This is a genomic window from Mucilaginibacter xinganensis (assembly GCF_002257585.1).
Taxonomy (GTDB): domain Bacteria; phylum Bacteroidota; class Bacteroidia; order Sphingobacteriales; family Sphingobacteriaceae; genus Mucilaginibacter; species Mucilaginibacter xinganensis.
Window position 1 is genome coordinate 1,483,453 of the sequence record NZ_CP022743.1, and the last position, 16,941, is coordinate 1,500,393.

Below are 16,941 nucleotides of genomic sequence, written 5' to 3' on the forward strand. Positions count from 1 at the left end.
AGGGAATTGAATTAACAGGGAATATTTATTTAACCTAACAGGATCATGTTTAAGAAATTAGTAATGGCTGCAGCGGTATTTTTTATAGCGATAGCAGCAAAAGCCGATGAAGGACAAAAGGTAACATCAAAAGTTCAAAAAGTTGTGGTGTTTTTAAAAGGTGCACAGGTAACACGTACAGCAATGGTAAATGTAAGCGCAGGAACAACAGACCTGGTATTTGACAATATTTCTCAGAATATCGATCCGCAGAGTATTCAGGTACATGCCAATGGTGAGTTTACTATACTTTCTGTTAAGCACGAGATGAATTATTTAAGTAATGGTGATGCTAAAAGCAAGCAGTTGCAGGAATTGCGGACCCAGGCAAAGCTGATCCGGGATAGGATAGATATGCAAAACAATATGCTTTCTATTTACCAGTCTGAGGAAACTGTTATCGCCAAAAATCAATTTGTAAAGGCTGAAAACACTACACTTGATGTTTTAAAGCTGAAACAGGCGCTCGATTTTCAAACCGAAAGACTTACCTCTTTGAAACAAAAGGAACAGGCCGCCAATAACCAGGTTAACGCATTAAACACTGAACTGCAAAAATACGATAGCCAGATAGCGGAGGTAAATAATTCTCAAAACACGGTCACAAGTAATATCATCGTAACGGTTTCATCAAAGGCGGTATTACAATCAACATTTGCGGTAACTTATGTTATAGGAAATGCAAGCTGGTATCCAAGCTATGATATCAGGGCAAAAAATGTAAATAGCCCGCTAACTATTGTTTATAAAGCCAACGTGTTGCAGAGAAGCGGCGAAGATTGGAAAAATGTAAAGTTAACCCTATCAACAGGGAGCCCAACAGGAAACGGTATAAAGCCAGAACTTAATCCTTATTATCTTAATATTTTTAAAAGAGAGAATAACGACCTTAAAACAGCATCATATAGTAACGCCAGTTTAGCGGAAGTTGTAGTAACAGAAGGTTACGGTACGCGTAGGGAAACCATGCCTGTTGCAGTTAACATGGTAGAAGCGCAAACCAGCGTTGAATTTAATATTGATAACCCATACTCGGTAACAGATGATGGCAAACCTTGCCAGGTTGAAATTAACCAGGTAAATATAAATGCCACTTACCAATATTACACTGCTCCTAAAATTAGCACCGATGTGTTTTTAACCGCCCAGGTAACCGATTTAAACAAATACAACCTTTTATCGGGCGATGCCAATGTGTTTTTTGAGGGAACCTATATTGGTAAATCGCGGATAGATATGCGGGCTATGAGCGATACTTTGAATCTTTCGCTTGGGAATGACAAGGGTATTTTAGTGAAGCGGACTCTTGAAAAAAATCTAACCCAAAACCAAATTTTAGGCTCAAATAAAAAGGAAACCAAAAGCTGGCTGATAGAGGTGAAGAACCGTAAAAACCAAAAAATAAACCTGCTGGTTGAAGACCAGGTGCCTATATCGCAAAACTCAGCAATCGAGGTTGAGGTACAGGAATCAGGCGGGGTAAAACCTGATGCGCTTACAGGCAAGGTTTCATGGAATTTCCTGCTAAATTCGCAGGAAGATAAAAAGACGCAATTAAGATACATGGTTAAATATCCAAAAAGCCAGTCAGTAATAGTTCAATAACATAATGCACGATCTGATCCCATTTATACCAGGCGCTGTTTCTACTGTTTTAGGCAGTATCCCTTATTTTTTGCCTGAAATTTATTTAACGGTGTTGTTTATCCTGGTGATGGTTACCGATCTGCTGTTTGGCCGTAACTCCGAAAAATTGTGCAGGATAGTTGCCTGTGCCGGAATTTTGCTGGTGATCAATAAAGATTACCAGCAAATTCAATTGTTGTTTGCCGCAGGTAGGGGCAATGGAATGTTTTTGTTTGGCGAGATGCTGCTGCTTAACCGTATTGCTATCAATTTTAAATTTGTTATTGATGCGCTGGCCATTGTGCTGCTGCTTTACTTTGAGTGGGATAACCGGTTAAAGGCGCACCGGAAAGGGCTGTCTGACCTTTATACGATAGTTACGGGCTCCTTACTCGGCCTGCATTTAATGGCAATGGCAGTAAACCTCCTGTCTGTTTACCTGGCTATTGAAATGGTTTCCATCGCATCATACCTGATGGTGGCTTACAGGTCTGAAAACGCCTTTGGTACCGAAGCAGGCTTAAAATATGTATTGTTCGGCGCTGCGTCATCAGCTATTATGTTATATGGTATTTCGCTGTTATATGGCTTCAGCGGGTCGCTTAATTTATTCAGTGGTAACTTGCTGCCGGGTTTAATGCAGGCCAACCCGGTAGCAGTGTCGTTTGCGCTGGTGTTGGTACTTATAGGGATAGGTTTTAAGCTGTCATTTGTGCCCGTTCATTTTTGGGTGCCCGATGTGTACGAAGGAGCGCCTACCCCGGTGACAGCCTGGTTATCTACCTTACCGAAAATAGCGGCATTTGCTTTACTTATTAACTTTTTACGGCCCTTTATTTATTTTGAAAAATGGCACGCTTTTGATTTTAAGCTGATTTTAAGCATTGCAGGTATTGTTACCATGATAGCCGGTAATTTTGCTGCCGTATTACAGCGCAATGTAAAAAGAATGCTGGCTTACTCCAGCATAGGGCACACAGGCTTTGCGCTAATGGCTATTGTTACTTACAGTTCTGCGGGTATTTCTGCTTTAACTTATTACCTCGCTGTGTATGGGCTGGCAAATATAGGTGCACTGGCGCTGGCCACTTATTTTGCAAATGCGCTGGATGCCGATGACCTGGATAGTTATAAGGGACTGGGTCATAAATACCCTGTGGCATCCATTTGTTTTGTAATTGTGCTGATATCTTTAACGGGTCTGCCGGTGAGTGCCGGGTTTAATGGTAAGGTATTGGTGTTCTCGGCGGTTTACAGCGTGTACCAGCAAGATCATAACATCTGGATGCTGTTGCTGATGATAACCGGCGCTTTAACCACGGTTGTATCCCTGTTTTACTACATAAAGATCCCTTTAAATTTGTTCCTAAAAAGAACAGAAATTGTTAAAAATTCAGCCGTAAAATCTCAAAATATTGTGATTTTGTGCGTAATTATATCGGTTTTGGTGATTTTGCTGGGCGTATGGCCTGATCTGCTGTTCAAAATCCTTTAAAAGTTGATTTTCGGGATATTTTCCAAATAAAACTATATTTTTATTTGTTTTTGTATAATTAATATCCTAATTTCAGCAACTTTTTAACCGGATGCTTGCGGCGGTATAAAAAGCGATCTTGTAAAACACAACCATTTCCAAACCTATATTGTGATGAGCCCGGTTCCCAAAACCGGGCTCTCTTTGTTTAAAAAATTCCGTAATTTTTACTGATTTGCTGCAAATCTTAATAAAAACGTACTATTAGAACTCAATAGATGATCAATATTACTGAATTTTTCAGATTTAAATTATCAATCTGTTATTAATTAAATGTTTTTTGAATATTAATGTATCAATTTTATAATTTAAATCATATAAATATAAAATAATGTTAAATTTTATTCGCTTTATTTATCTAATTGACTTTTTTGCCAACTTTACAACTATATAAACCTGTTTTCGGCTAATTATATTTATTGATTTTTTAAATTACATGAAAAGATATTTTCCATTTGGACTAATTCTGTTTATTCTGGCTTTAACTTTTATTTTCCCTTCTGAGGAATTCAAAAAAGGGCCCGATCCCCATTTTAATACCGGTGATATTGCCTGGATGCTGATGTCAACGGCACTGGTATTGATCATGACACCCGGTCTTGCCTTTTTTTACGGCGGCATGGTTAATAAAAAGAATGTGATCTCAACCATGCTGCAAAGCATTGTTTGTATGGTTATTATAACCGTTATGTGGGGAATATTTGGGTTTAGCCTTGCCTTTGGCGATAGCATTGGCGGAGTTATCGGTAATCCATCTACTTTTTTTATGATGAAAGGCATGCTGGGCAATGCAACCTGGAAACTGGCGCCATCAATCCCTTTATTGCTTTTTGCCATGTACCAGCTTAAATTTGCTATTATAACGCCGGCACTGATTACCGGGGCATTTGCAGAGCGCATCCGCTTTAATTCATATATCATCTTTGTGGTGCTGTTTACTATTTTTATCTTTTCGCCCCTGGCGCATATCACCTGGCACCCTGACGGTATCCTTGCCAAATTGGGCGTTCTTGATTTTGCCGGCGGTACTGTGGTGCACATGTCGGCAGGATGGGCGGCGTTAGCCTCCGCATTGTATTTAAAAGGCCGAAATGAAGCAAACCATGCACCCGCGCGCATTACTTATGTAATGATCGGTACTGGTCTGTTGTGGTTCGGCTGGTTTGGTTTTAACGCAGGCTCGGCATTTGGTGCAAATCATTTAGCGGTTATTGCGCTCGCTACAAGTACCACGGCATCAGCAGCAGGTGGTTTAACCTGGATATTTTTTGATATGCTGCGCGGTAAAAAACCATCGGCAATGGGTACCTGCATTGGTGCTGTAGTAGGCCTGGTAGCCATAACACCTGCGGCAGGTTACGTAACCATCCCGCATTCACTGGCCATAGGCATCATATCGGCGGTGATCAGTAACCTGGTGGTTGAATGGCGTACGCGTACCCAAATTGACGACACCCTTGATGTATTCCCTTGTCATGGTGTTGGCGGAATGGTAGGGATGCTGCTTACCGGCGTATTTGCCAGCCAGAAAGTAAACGCGGCAAATACTACCGGCGATGGTTTATTTTTTGGCCAAACTCACTTGTTTTTTGTGCAGTTGATCGCCCTGGTGGGTGTTTCTGTTTTCGCATTCTTTGGATCGTTACTGTTGCTGAAGATCACCGACATGATTTCGCCGCTGCGTGTATCAGCCGAAGAGGAAGAGATAGGGCTTGATATTAGCCAGCATGGCGAAAAGTTGTGACACTTTCACTAACGGTGTTTTTCCAATAGCTCATCAATAGCCGCGTATCCAGTAGGAAAGGGTATTGCCGTCGCTGAAGCGCCCGCGTTAAGCAGGGAAGCAACAGAGGCAGGTGATCGCGTGTCTGTCCAGTAAGAATCTACGCAAGCTTTAATGGCGAGTGCCAGCGGCGTTTGTCCGTTACTATCGGGCAGGTCAACCGGCGAGCCACGTTCGATGAGTAGTTTTACAACATCGTGCCTGGCGCGCCACGCTGCTATATGAATTGGCAGGCTATTCTTTGGAATTGCAAAATAGCCGTCACCTTCTGTGAAGGGTGCTGTTACGCTTACGCCCAGGTCAAGCAATTGCTTTACGCCCCGGAGGTTACCCGCTCCTGTAAACTTAGCGAGCAATGTGCCGCCAATAGCAATAACTTCTGCTGCGAGTTGAGGTTGTTGTACCAGTATTGCCTGGACGGCGTCGTTATTTCCCATTGCACATGCCGCTGTAAGTTCATCTATTCCGGTTAGCTGGACAGGAAAGCCCCGTTGTTGAAATAATTTAAGTACATCGCCGCGGCCTTCGCGCGCTGCGCACGCAACCGCCGTAATACCCTGGCTTTTCACCGCCGGATCGGCTCCATAATCCAGCAGTAAACCAATCATTTCAATACTATTGCAACGGGCAAGCGCGTGATGAACAGGGTACCATTGCCTGGTCTTTTCGCCATTGGGGTTTGCGCCATGCTGCAGCAAATACCTGGCACCCTCATAGTCATGCCAGTCGTGCTTACGGATCAGCATCATCAAAAGGTTTTCGTTGGTAAGCTTGCCGGTCTCTACCAGTAATTTCATAGCGTCGTTATCCCGGTTCTCGGGCGAATGGTAAACGGCTTCATCATCGTTTGGGTTAGCACCATGGTCAAGAAGCAGCCCGGTTACCACCGCATTGTGGGCGACCCCGGCGGCACCGTATAGGGCTGTTTCAAATTCGGGGTAATCGCCCGTGGTCCAAAATCCGGTATTGGGGTCGGCACCTGCTTCAAGTAAGGCAGTTGCAGCTTTTAAAAAACCATCCGTCCTTGTTTTATCAAGCCTGAGATATTTTGAGAGGCAGAGATAAACCAATGCATCGCAGGAGTAAGGGGGGGCCGTGGCCGTGGCATTGCTGCTATCAAAGTCAAGAAAGCTTTTCACCAGCTCATCATTGCCTAGTATAGCAGCGATGTGGATATTGCTTACTGCTAATTCAGGATGCGAGGCCAGCATGGCCTCTGCTTCTTCAAGTGATCCATGCCAGGTTGCGGCTTTAATGAAAGCCTCAACCAGATCTTCTGACACTGATGAAAATTGTATTGCTGTCATTTACCTTTTTTAAAATTATGGAGACATTTCTAAAGAAAAACTTTAATAAAGGAACGGATTTTCAACTAAATAAAAAATAGGATTGAGGCTGGCTTGTCTTAAATGAATTGTGATATATAAGCTGCTATGCGCCGTTTTATGAGCCTTACCCAGCGGTTTATAAATATAAAATGGTAAAACCAAAATGGAGTTTGGTACAAAAAGTAACTTTAAACAATTTAAAGTTACTTTTTGCCCGATCGGTTCAAAAACCGCTTAATTTTTGTTTTTGAGCGGTTTTTAGTAGATTTGTTACAAACCCGATTATATGTACAACCTGCTAGTTTCACCCCAGAATGTACAGGCTTCGTTACAGAAGCATGTATTAGCCGATGGCTTCGATTTGACTTTTGACATGGAAAAAAGTAAGGGGGTTTATATTTACGATGCTAAGTATGACCGCACCCTGCTGGATTTTTTTACCTGCTTTGCGTCTGTGCCGTTAGGGTATAATCACCCTAAAATGGTGAATGATGAAACTTTTAAGAAAAACCTGATGCTGGCGGCGTTAACCAACCCGTCAAACTCTGATATTTACACAACGCAATATGCGCAGTTTGTAGAGACTTTTGACAGAGTGGGTATTCCGGAATACCTTCCCCATGCTTTTTTTATCGCAGGTGGCTCTCTTGCAATTGAGAACGCGCTTAAAGTTGCTATGGACTGGAAGGTTCAAAAAAACTTTGCCAAAGGCTATACCAAAGAGATAGGTTTTAAAGTAATCCATTTTGAAAATGCTTTTCATGGCCGCTCCGGCTATACGCTAAGCCTTACCAATACCCAACCGGTAAAAACAAAATGGTTCGCAAAATTCGACTGGCCGCGGGTTTCGTTCCCTAAAATGAATTTCCCTTTCACCGATGCCGGTCACGAGGACCTGCTGAGGCGCGAGGAGTTATCTATAGCACAAATAAAAAAGGCCTTTGAAGAAAACAAAGATGATGTATGCGCAATAATTATTGAGCCGGTACAATCAGAAGGCGGCGATAACCACGTGCGCAAAGAGTTTTTGGAAAAACTAAGGGTGCTGGCCGATGAGAATGAAGCTATGTTGATATATGATGAGGTGCAAACAGGCGTGGGGCTTACGGGCAAATTTTGGTGCCATGAACATTTTGGCGAAAATGCGCGCCCGGATATACTGGCCTTTGGAAAAAAAATGCAGGTGTGCGGCATACTGGCCGGCCGGAAAGTTGATGAAATTGAAAATAATGTATTTAACGTTTCGTCGCGGATAAATTCTACCTGGGGCGGCAGTTTGGTTGATATGGTGCGTTCGTCAAAAATTATGGAAATTATTGCCGAGGACAACCTTTGCGAAAATGCGGCCGAAATGGGTGATTATTTGCAAAATAGTTTGATCAGCATTGCCGAAGAGCATTCCATTATTACCAATGTGCGCGGCAAGGGCTTGCTAACTGCCTTTGATTTTCCGGACAAACACATTAGAGATGAGTTTGTTAACCGCGGAATGAACATGGATGTGATGTTTCTGGGTTGCGGCGAACAAAGCATCCGTTTTAGGCCTGCACTTATTATTGAGAAAAAACATATTGATAGCGGATTAGAAATACTTAAAAAAATATGCGCTGAATTGTAAATTCTTTGTAAAACAATTGATACAGAAACCTGTTTATAATGGAAATTAGCCATATTTCCACTTATTACTGCAATAAATAATTTTACTTACGTTAGTTAAATATTAAAACAGTAAAATTTACTATTTTTTTACCAATATTGGCAATATTCAACATTATTATGCCGGGTAAAATTTTAGATCGTCGGCAATAAAGTAACAGGCTACTGCATCATGAGTAAACACATTGAAAAATTAAAAAAGCAACTCGTAGAAATTTCTGAAGTTGTTAATTCCTTCCAATCGGAAGCCGTTCAGGTAAGGGTTGTTGACCGTTTACTGGACGTTATGATAGAAATGGAACGCGGTGAGGCGGACCCATCGGATATTTTTATTAAGCGGAACTATAAGTCAAGGGGAGAGAATGGTGAGAGCTATACACACGTAAAAGGCGGGAAGAAGCCCGGTGCCACCAAGGTTTTAAATCAATTATTATCAACGGATTTTTTTGATACGCGCCATTCTATTTCGTCAATAGCTGAGTATTGCAGAGAGAATTTCGAGTCTGAATTTAAAACTTCTGAATTATCGGGTATTCTATTGAAGCTTGCCAACGAAAATAAACTGAGAAGAGAAAGAAGTGAGGAGAACAACCGTTTTGAGTACGTAAAGGCGTAGTTTAAAGTCCGAAAAATGCGAAAGAGCCGGGAATGAAAAACAGGCAATTAAAAAAGCCCGAAAGATGTGTATTTAATTAATACCGTCCTTCGGGCTTTTATGATTTTAAGGGCTACCTTAAATCAAACAAAGTATCTACACCTAAAATTTTGCGGGAAGTAAAACCCTCAGCGTATTTAACGCCAATACTTTTGCCGAATTCCCTTGCACGCGCTTCTACTATCTGGATAAAATCTGGTGATGAAATATAGGTTTGCGGCTCGTCGGCAGACCAGTCCGGGTTGAAAAATTGTGAACCAAACGCCTTGATACTTTCCACTTTGGTATCCCAGAAATTGGTGATATCAATCAATATGTCGGGCCTTATATAGTTGTCCTGTATAAAATGCAAGGTTTGTTTAGGGCGCCATGCGTGCTGCAACTCGCCGTTAAAGCTGGTCTCAATTTTTCGCAGCCCGGCTAAAAATGCAGATTCTTCAACAAGTTTGTTTGCCCGGCCATGGTCGGGGTGGCGGTCGTGATAAGCATTTGTAATTAAAATTTCGGGTTGGTATTTGCGGATAACCTCAATTATTTTTAGCTGGTATTCTTTCGTATTTTCAAAAAAACCATCGGGGATACCAATATTTTCCCTAACTGCAAGACCAAGGATCCGGCCCGATTCGGCGGCTTCTTGGTCTCTTATTTCGGCAGACCCCCTGGTGCCCAGTTCGCCACGGGTAAGGTCAACAATACCGGTTTTTTTACCCATCGCATGGTGTTTTAAAAGGGTGCCGGCGCAGCCAAGCTCAGCATCGTCCGGGTGAACAGATAAAACTAAAATATCTAATTTAAGCATAATACTATTGGATTATTTACCGGGTGCCAGCAAGCGGGCAATCTGCTTCTTTATTTTTGAAGCGTTTGGTTTGGTAAACGGGTAAAAGAAATCAGTAACCTGTCCTGATTTATTAATTAAAAATTTGTGAAAGTTCCAGCGCGGTACGGAGCTGAGTTTGCCGTTTTGCTTTTTGTCAGCAAAAAACTTGTAAAGTGGATCGGCATACGGACCTCTTACCCTTATTTTTTCAAAGACCGGGTAATTCACATTCTGCCTTTCGCAAAAGGTAACCAGTTCTTTTCCATCAAGGGGTTCCTGTCCGCCAAAATCATTTGAAGGGAATGCCAGTATTTCAAAGTCTTTTCCTGCAAATTCGCTTTTAAGGGCGGCCAACTCGCTCAATTGTGGCGTAAAACCACATTGGGAAGCGGTGTTAACTATTAAAAGTACTTTATCTTTATATTCGGATAAGTTTAATTCCTCGCCGTTTAACTGCTTGATATTAAACTGGTAAATGCTGTTATCAACCATTATTAATTGTTAGATGAAACATACCCTGACTGATTGAGGATTGCTTCGATATCTTTTTGCTCGTCCGGGTCATAGGTTTCCTTCAGATCGTGACCAAAAATGCGTGCTGCAGACTGGAACAGGAATGCTTTAAAGCCTCCCTTTAATTCCTTCACCATAGCATAACTGGTATTCCCGGTTTCGCGGTCAATCAGTTTAATTAAAACTTCGCCCTGACTAATTGTCAGGTCTTTGATCTCTTTATTGAATAAGCCCTTTATTTCAGATTCGCAGGTGTTTATTAATTGTTTCTGTTTGTGCCTGTCGCCTGTCAGGGCAAGATCCCGCTGCAGCTGTTTGTATCTTTGGCTTGCAAAGCGGGCATAAGGCAATACTTTCATTACATTGTAGCGCAATCGCCTGTAATTATCCAGGTCGGCCTGGCTTTTAAATATACGGGTATCGGTAATTTTAATGTCGGCTAAAACTATCCAGGGGATCATTTTACCACTGTCAACAGTAAGGTAAGTTTTGATGGTATCATTTTTGCCTAAAATTATTGGTGCAACTGCTTTTGTCTGGGCCTCAACAGCACCCATTAAGCAACAAAACAGTAACGACAAGCCAATAAATTTCATAATTTTACCTAATACAAAAATAGTGCAATTTTTTTGGGTAATTATTATAACATGCAATTATAATTTTTATTGCAAGTTTATGATATTTAGCATACTAACGAATAAAGCAAGATAATGAAAGACTTAGTGATTGACCTGGAAGCTGAAAAGAATGAGATCTTAAAAAGGTACCGTGCTTTATTGCGTGCGTCAAAATCAACCCTGCAAAAAGGAGATAAGCGGATGATTCGCAAGGCGTTTGAAATGGCGCTGGAAAGCCACAAAGATATGCGCCGAAAATCGGGCGAACCTTATATTTATCATCCTATTGCCGTTGCCCAGATAGCCGCTGAAGAAATTGGATTAGGTACAACGTCAATTGTTTGCGCACTGCTGCACGATGTGGTGGAAGATACCGATATGACCCTTGACGATATTGAAAGGGAGTTTGGTAAAAAGGTGGCCATGATAATTGATGGTTTAACCAAAATTTCGGGCGTGTTTGATACCAACAGTTCATTACAGGCCGAAAACTTCCGGAAAATGCTGCTGACCCTAGCAGATGATGTGAGGGTGATCCTGATAAAACTTGCCGACCGCCTGCATAACATGCGCACAATGGAGTTTATGCCGCGCGATAAGCAGCTTAAACTTTCGTCAGAAACTATTTACCTGTATGCCCCGCTGGCACACCGCCTGGGTTTATATGCTATAAAATCAGAACTGGAAGATCTTTCCATGAAATACATGGAGCGTGAAACTTACCAGTTTATTAAAAATAAGCTGAACGAGAAGAAGGCTGAAAGGGAAAAGTTTATCAGGGACTTTATTGAACCGGTAAAAAAAGTGTTGGAAGGGCAGGGCTTACATGCCGATTTATTTGGCCGGCCGAAATCCATCCATTCTATCTGGAATAAGATGAAGAAAAAGGCCATACCTTTTGAAGAGGTATATGACCTTTTTGCCATCAGGATAATATTAGACAGTACGCCGGAAACTGAAAAATCAGATTGCTGGAAGGCATACTCAATAGTCACAGATCTTTACCGGCCCAATCCGGACAGGCTGCGCGACTGGATCTCGTCGCCTAAAGCAAACGGGTACGAGTCATTACATACTACGGTTATGGGCCCCCGCGGGCAGTGGGTTGAGGTGCAGATCCGCACCAAACGGATGAATGAAATTGCTGAAAAGGGTTTTGCCGCGCACTGGAAATATAAAGAGTCATCAACCGACAGCGGGCTTGACCAATGGGTACAAAAGGTACGGGATATGCTCAAAAATCCCGATTCCAACGCACTCGACTTTTTGGATGATTTTAAAATGAACCTGTTCTCGGACGAAATTTTTATTTTTACGCCAAAAGGTGCCCTGATCCAGCTCCCGTTGGGTGCAACAGCGCTCGACTTTGCTTTTGAAATTCACACTGACGTTGGCGCAAGTTGTATCGGCGCAAAGGTTAACCATAAACTGGTGCCGCTGAGCCATAAACTTCAAAACGGCGATCAGGTAGAGATAATTACCTCGAGCAAACAATCGCCAAAAGAAGACTGGCTGAACATTGTTGTTACCGCCAAAGCCAAGGCCAAGATCAAGTCGGCGCTGAAAGAGGAAAAACGCAAAATAGCGGAAGATGGTAAAGAGATTCTGGAACGTAAGATGAAATCGTTAAAGATCACTTACAATTCGGAAAATATACATAAACTGAGCTACTTTTTTAAACTGGCCTCAACACAGGACCTGTTTTACAATATTGCCAAAGGCACTATTGATATGAAAGACCTGAAGGAATACCAGGCATCAGAAAAAGTAATTGAAAATAAGCCGCAGGATAAGATAGAAACCGAACAGGTGCAAAGCCTGCTGCGGAGCATAAAGGCCAAAGATACAGACATGCTGTTGATTGGCGAGGATATGCAGAAGATAGATTATAAGCTGGCAAATTGCTGTAACCCTATTCCCGGTGATGATGTATTTGGCTTTGTAACCGTTAGCGACGGCATAAAAATTCACCGTACCAACTGCCCTAACGCCGCCAAACTAATGGCTAATTATGGCTACCGGATTGTGAAAGCCAGGTGGACAAACCAACAGGAGCTGGCATTTTTAACAGGGTTAAGAATTACAGGCATTGATGAAGTTGGATTGATAAACCAGCTAACCACGGTAATATCAAAAGATTTTAAGGTTAACATCCGCTCAATTACTGTTGACAGTGATAACGGGATATTTGAAGGATCAATAATGGTGTATGTAAATGACACCGATCACCTTGAAAACCTAATCAGGAAGCTGAAAACCGTAAAGGGTATAACAGACGTCAGCAGGTTTGATTCCGTGATTGAAAAAGCATCTTAATGGGTTGATTAGTTGATGGGTTGCCTGGGTTAATGGTTGATATTTTAACTTAATCAACCTAATAAACTTAATCAACTCCGAAACTAAATTCTTAACTTTGCCCTTTAATAAAAAAACATGTCTCAACAGGAAACCATAGCAATGGTTAAAAAGATCTTCGAGGCCTACCTTGAAAATAAGAACCTTAGGAAAACCCCCGAGCGTTTTGCCATACTTGAGGAAATATACTCCCGGAGTGATCACTTCGATGTGGAATCGTTATATATCCACATGAAAAATAAAAAGTATCGTGTTAGCCGTGCCACTGTTTACAACACGCTTGAGCTGCTGGTATCGTGCGACCTGGTTACCAAGCACCAGTTTGGTAAGAACATGGCGCAGTTTGAAAAATCATACGGGTATAAACAGCACGACCATATTATTTGTATAGACTGCGGTAAAGTGGTTGAGTTTTGCGATCCGCGAATTCAGCAAATCCAAAGCATGATGGGTACATTACTAAAGTTCGAGATAAAACACCACTCATTAAACCTGTATGGTAACTGCGAGAAACTGCGTGCAGGTTTTTGCGATAGAAAAGCCCAGTAAAAAATGTTTTAAGATTTTATCATGATAATATACTTATGATGATACCTTTGCGGGGTCATTTATTTCGCTGAGCATTTGACGATTATTATAAAAAAGAAATAAAAAATTAATGGCTGTTGACGTATTATTAGGCCTCCAGTGGGGCGATGAAGGTAAAGGAAAAATAGTTGATGTACTAAGCGCGGGTTACGACCTGATTGCACGTTTCCAGGGTGGGCCAAATGCCGGCCACACACTTGAGTTTGACGGTAAAAAGTTTGTACTCAACACCATACCTTCAGGCATATTTTTTGAAAATACCATGAACCTTATCGGTAATGGTGTTGTAATTGACCCTATAACCCTTAAAAAGGAGATAGATAAATTAAAAGATGCCGGGCATGATCTTTTAGCTAAAAAGAACCTGGTGATTGCAAAAAAGGCGCACCTTATTTTACCTACGCACCAATTGCTTGATGCTGCTTCTGAAAAGAAAATGGGCGATGGCAAAATTGGGTCGACCCTGAAAGGTATCGGGCCGACCTATATGGATAAAACAGGCCGCAACGGACTGCGTGTTGGGGACACCGCTATGCCTGATTTTAAAGAGCGTTACCAAAAACTTGTGGACAAGCATGTATCCATGCTTACTGCATTGTACGGAGAGGTTGCTGATTTTTCTGAACGTGAACAGGCGTTTTTTGAAGCGGTTGAACTGATCAATAAATTCCAGTTGGTTGACTCGGAACATTTTGTGAACGACTATTTAAAGCAGGGTAAAAAGGTATTGGCAGAAGGTGCGCAAGGCACCATGCTTGACATTGACTTTGGATCATATCCTTTTGTAACCTCATCAAATACTACTACTGCAGGTGCCTGTACCGGGTTGGGGGTTGCCCCAAACAAGATAGGAGAAGTTATAGGCATTTTTAAAGCCTATTGTACACGGGTTGGCAGCGGTCCGTTCCCAACTGAACTTGATAATGAAACAGGCGAGGAACTACGCAGGATTGGCCATGAATTTGGTGCAACTACCGGCAGGCCACGCCGCACAGGCTGGATTGACCTGCCTGCATTAAAATATGCCATTATGCTCAACGGCGTTACCCAAATGGTGATGACCAAAGCTGATGTATTGAGCGGTTTTGACAAAATTTATGCTTGTACCCATTACACCTATCTGGGCCAGCAGATAGATTATATGCCTTACGATATTTGCTGCGTGGAGGCAAAACCTGTTTTAAAAGAAATTGAAGGCTGGAATGAGGATTTAACAGGAATAACCGAATTGTCACAGATCCCGGCTAAACTGCAATGGTATATTGATTATTTAGAAAAGGAACTTGGCGTACCTATTAAATATTTATCAGTAGGGCCTGACAGGAAGCAAACTTTGGTTTTGCACTAAGCATAACCAGGTTTACTTAATAAATTACCAAAGGCCCCATCTAAAGGGGCCTTTTGATTTTTAGATAACTATTTTTGTACAGTGATTATACAAGTGGAAGATCCGCAAAAATTTAAAGCTAAAGCCCTGCAATGGGCATCAGCCTTTGATGTTTGCTGTTACCTCGATTCAAACAACTTTACCGATCCTTACACCAAATTTGATGCGCTGATTGCCGCCGGTGTTAAGGCAGATATAACAGCCGGAACTGGTACCGCTTTTAATGAGCTGGAAGAATTTCGCGTTCGGCACCCGGGTTGGATGACCGGGTTTTTTAGCTATGACCTGAAGAACGAAATAGAGAACGTAACTTCCGGAAACCGTGACCAACTGCAATTTCCCGACCTGTATTTTTTTGTTCCGCAGTTTTTAATTGTTATTAGGGGCAGCCGGGTGGAGATCCACGCTGATGAACCGCAAGTAGTTTTTGACGCTATTGAGCAGCAGGGGCACCGTGCAAGCAATGGTATGCATGCAGTAAACATTCGGTCGCGCTTAAGTAAGAATGCTTATTTGGCAGCCATTGAAAAAATAAAAGATCATATTAATCGCGGCGATATTTATGTGACCAATTTTTGCCAGGAATTTTTTGCTGAAAATGCAGCCATCGATCCGCTGGAGGTTTATCTGAAACTGAATGAAATATCACCTAACCCATTTTCGGCTTTTTTTAAACTAAAGGATAAGTATGTGCTTTGTGCTACACCCGAGCGCTTCTTAGCCAGGCGCGGCAATAAACTAATCTCGCAGCCTATAAAAGGGACTGCCGGCCGGGGTGATACCTTAGCGGAGGACGAGCAGAATATTCAGGCATTAAGAAGCCATACGAAAGAGCTGCAGGAAAATGTAATGATAGTGGACCTGGTGCGTAATGACCTTACCCGGTCGGCCAAACCGGGGACGGTTAAGACAGAGGAATTATATGGGATCTATAGCTTCAGGCAAGTTCATCAAATGATCTCGACGGTGGTTTGTGAGCTGGAAGAAGGAATAAACTCCGTGCAGGCGATTAAAAATACCTTCCCTATGGGCAGCATGACAGGCGCCCCTAAGATAAGCGCCATGCAGCTAATGGAAACCTATGAGCAAAGCAGGAGGGGTGTTTACTCCGGTGCAATAGGCTATTTTGCCCCTGATGGAGATTTTGATTTCAATGTGGTAATCCGTACGCTGTTATATAATGCTGAAAACAAATACCTGTCATTCCATGCAGGCAGCGCAATAACATACCACGCTGATGCAGCTAGAGAATACGAGGAATGCTTACTTAAAGCACAGGCGATACGGGAAGCTCTGGGTCAATAACCAGTTTCTCACCAATCCGCACGCTGATATCAGACCCTTTGGCAAAGAAAGCGGAATGAGGTTTTTGACTTAAAAAAGGAACAAATTCTTTTCCGTAAAGGGTGGCTATATCGGCATCAAAGACATAATCTTTAACCTTAGCAATTTGCCAGGAAACATGTTCTACCTGGTATTGCATGGTTTTGGTATCGGTTAACTTATTGTATCCCCAGTAATGTTCAAAAATAAATTCCTCCGGGCTGTTGGGCGGGATGCTTGTATAGGCATTGCTAACGGTGGCACCAAGCTTGTTCCATTTACCCTTCCATTTCCACTCGTATAAAAAGTTAGTGTGGTTATCAGGAGCATTAGTTTTTGAATGACGCATCAGCATAGCGCGGTAATGTTCCTTATATAAATTGTTGGCGATAAATGCGATTATGCTTTTGGGCACAATTTCGCTAACAAAAACGGCGCCCCGCTTCCATTTTTCGCCATCAAAGTGTTTTACATAAAAGCGCAGGTTAACCTCTTCAAAATTCACATGAAATGGCCATTTTACCCCCAATACCCTGGTTTGGTTAAACATAAAGCCAACTATACTTACCAAAGCTTTTCCCTGCCATAAGTCAAGTACGGTTGCAGGCGGAAGATAAGGTATGAGAATTTCCGGATCAACTTCGTAATTCAGCATCAGCAGATCGTTCCATTGTGCCTCCAGGAATTTGTGTTTGCCCATAATAAAGAAATCCCGCC

Annotated in this window: 14 protein-coding genes; 9 read left to right on the forward strand and 5 right to left on the reverse strand. The window is 42.1% G+C overall.

Annotated elements, in window-relative coordinates:
- Nucleotides 1-45 precede the first annotated feature (45 nt).
- From MuYL_RS06570 to MuYL_RS06580, 3 genes are all read left to right on the forward strand, one after another.
- Entirely contained in the window at nt 46-1,644 is a 1,599-nt protein-coding gene (locus tag MuYL_RS06570; protein WP_094569770.1) for a DUF4139 domain-containing protein, read from the forward strand.
- A gap of 4 nt (nt 1,645-1,648) precedes the next feature.
- Nucleotides 1,649-3,160: an NADH-quinone oxidoreductase subunit N gene (locus MuYL_RS06575; RefSeq protein WP_094569771.1), complete on the forward strand. Its 1,512-nt coding sequence runs from the start codon at nt 1,649-1,651 to the stop codon at nt 3,158-3,160.
- Nucleotides 3,161-3,635: 475 nt separating this feature from the next.
- Nucleotides 3,636-4,943 carry an ammonium transporter gene (locus MuYL_RS06580; RefSeq protein WP_094569772.1) on the forward strand — a complete coding sequence of 436 codons (1,308 nt, stop codon included), beginning with the start codon at nt 3,636-3,638 and terminating at the stop codon, nt 4,941-4,943.
- A gap of 8 nt (nt 4,944-4,951) precedes the next feature.
- On the opposite strand, the gene MuYL_RS06585 is transcribed toward MuYL_RS06580, so the two are convergent.
- Nucleotides 4,952-6,289, reverse strand: a complete 1,338-nt coding sequence (locus MuYL_RS06585; protein ID WP_094569773.1) for an ankyrin repeat domain-containing protein — start codon at nt 6,287-6,289, stop codon at nt 4,952-4,954.
- 307 nt (nt 6,290-6,596) lie between these two features.
- Between MuYL_RS06585 and lat the strand changes: the two genes are divergently transcribed.
- Both lat and MuYL_RS06595 read left to right on the forward strand, forming a co-directional pair.
- Nucleotides 6,597-7,928 (forward strand): L-lysine 6-transaminase, encoded by a 1,332-nt coding sequence (lat, locus tag MuYL_RS06590; RefSeq protein ID WP_094569774.1) that lies wholly within the window; start codon nt 6,597-6,599, stop codon nt 7,926-7,928.
- A 210-nt stretch (nt 7,929-8,138) separates the two neighbouring features.
- A complete protein-coding gene (locus tag MuYL_RS06595) occupies nt 8,139-8,582 on the forward strand; it encodes a hypothetical protein (protein WP_094569775.1) in 444 nt (147 codons plus the stop codon).
- Nucleotides 8,583-8,694: 112 nt separating this feature from the next.
- On the opposite strand, the gene bshB1 is transcribed toward MuYL_RS06595, so the two are convergent.
- From bshB1 to MuYL_RS06610, 3 genes are read right to left on the reverse strand one after another with little or no spacing between them, the layout of a single operon-like run.
- Nucleotides 8,695-9,420 (reverse strand): bacillithiol biosynthesis deacetylase BshB1, encoded by a 726-nt coding sequence (gene bshB1 / locus MuYL_RS06600; RefSeq protein WP_094569776.1) that lies wholly within the window; start codon nt 9,418-9,420, stop codon nt 8,695-8,697.
- A 12-nt stretch (nt 9,421-9,432) separates the two neighbouring features.
- A complete protein-coding gene (locus tag MuYL_RS06605) occupies nt 9,433-9,933 on the reverse strand; it encodes a glutathione peroxidase (protein WP_094569777.1) in 501 nt (166 codons plus the stop codon).
- Nucleotides 9,934-9,935: 2 nt separating this feature from the next.
- A complete protein-coding gene (locus tag MuYL_RS06610; protein WP_094569778.1) occupies nt 9,936-10,550 on the reverse strand; it encodes a DUF4294 domain-containing protein in 615 nt (204 codons plus the stop codon).
- A gap of 114 nt (nt 10,551-10,664) precedes the next feature.
- On the opposite strand from MuYL_RS06610, the gene MuYL_RS06615 reads away from it, so the two are divergent.
- The 4 genes from MuYL_RS06615 (at nt 10,665) to MuYL_RS06630 (ending at nt 16,206) form a co-directional block, all read left to right on the forward strand.
- A complete protein-coding gene (locus tag MuYL_RS06615) occupies nt 10,665-12,887 on the forward strand; it encodes a RelA/SpoT family protein (protein WP_094569779.1) in 2,223 nt (740 codons plus the stop codon).
- A gap of 117 nt (nt 12,888-13,004) precedes the next feature.
- Entirely contained in the window at nt 13,005-13,475 is a 471-nt protein-coding gene (locus MuYL_RS06620) for a Fur family transcriptional regulator (RefSeq protein ID WP_094569780.1), read from the forward strand.
- Nucleotides 13,476-13,584: 109 nt separating this feature from the next.
- Nucleotides 13,585-14,862, forward strand: coding sequence for an adenylosuccinate synthase (locus tag MuYL_RS06625; protein WP_094569781.1), 1,278 nt, complete (start codon nt 13,585-13,587; stop codon nt 14,860-14,862).
- A gap of 81 nt (nt 14,863-14,943) precedes the next feature.
- Nucleotides 14,944-16,206: an anthranilate synthase component I family protein gene (locus MuYL_RS06630; protein WP_245845799.1), complete on the forward strand. Its 1,263-nt coding sequence runs from the start codon at nt 14,944-14,946 to the stop codon at nt 16,204-16,206.
- Here the strand turns inward: MuYL_RS06630 and MuYL_RS06635 are convergent.
- Entirely contained in the window at nt 16,169-16,924 is a 756-nt protein-coding gene (locus MuYL_RS06635) for a YqjF family protein (RefSeq protein ID WP_094569782.1), read from the reverse strand. The two genes, MuYL_RS06630 and MuYL_RS06635, sit on opposite strands and share 38 nt — an antisense overlap.
- Nucleotides 16,925-16,941 lie beyond the last annotated feature (17 nt).

Excerpts from the sequence above, each read along its gene's own strand:
- bshB1 (WP_094569776.1), bottom strand. The coding sequence starts at position 9,420 with ATGCTTAAATTAGATATTTTAGTTTTATCTGTTCACCCGGACGATGCT.
- MuYL_RS06580 (WP_094569772.1), top strand. The coding sequence starts at position 3,636 with ATGAAAAGATATTTTCCATTTGGACTAATTCTGTTTATTCTGGCTTTA.
- MuYL_RS06595 (WP_094569775.1), top strand. The coding sequence starts at position 8,139 with ATGAGTAAACACATTGAAAAATTAAAAAAGCAACTCGTAGAAATTTCT.
- MuYL_RS06610 (WP_094569778.1), bottom strand. The coding sequence starts at position 10,550 with ATGAAATTTATTGGCTTGTCGTTACTGTTTTGTTGCTTAATGGGTGCT.
- MuYL_RS06635 (WP_094569782.1), bottom strand. The coding sequence starts at position 16,924 with ATGGGCAAACACAAATTCCTGGAGGCACAATGGAACGATCTGCTGATG.
- MuYL_RS06615 (WP_094569779.1), top strand. The coding sequence starts at position 10,665 with ATGAAAGACTTAGTGATTGACCTGGAAGCTGAAAAGAATGAGATCTTA.
- MuYL_RS06570 (WP_094569770.1), top strand. The coding sequence starts at position 46 with ATGTTTAAGAAATTAGTAATGGCTGCAGCGGTATTTTTTATAGCGATA.
- MuYL_RS06585 (WP_094569773.1), bottom strand. The coding sequence starts at position 6,289 with ATGACAGCAATACAATTTTCATCAGTGTCAGAAGATCTGGTTGAGGCT.
- lat (WP_094569774.1), top strand. The coding sequence starts at position 6,597 with ATGTACAACCTGCTAGTTTCACCCCAGAATGTACAGGCTTCGTTACAG.
- MuYL_RS06605 (WP_094569777.1), bottom strand. The coding sequence starts at position 9,933 with ATGGTTGATAACAGCATTTACCAGTTTAATATCAAGCAGTTAAACGGC.
- MuYL_RS06575 (WP_094569771.1), top strand. The coding sequence starts at position 1,649 with ATGCACGATCTGATCCCATTTATACCAGGCGCTGTTTCTACTGTTTTA.
- MuYL_RS06625 (WP_094569781.1), top strand. The coding sequence starts at position 13,585 with ATGGCTGTTGACGTATTATTAGGCCTCCAGTGGGGCGATGAAGGTAAA.
- MuYL_RS06620 (WP_094569780.1), top strand. The coding sequence starts at position 13,005 with ATGTCTCAACAGGAAACCATAGCAATGGTTAAAAAGATCTTCGAGGCC.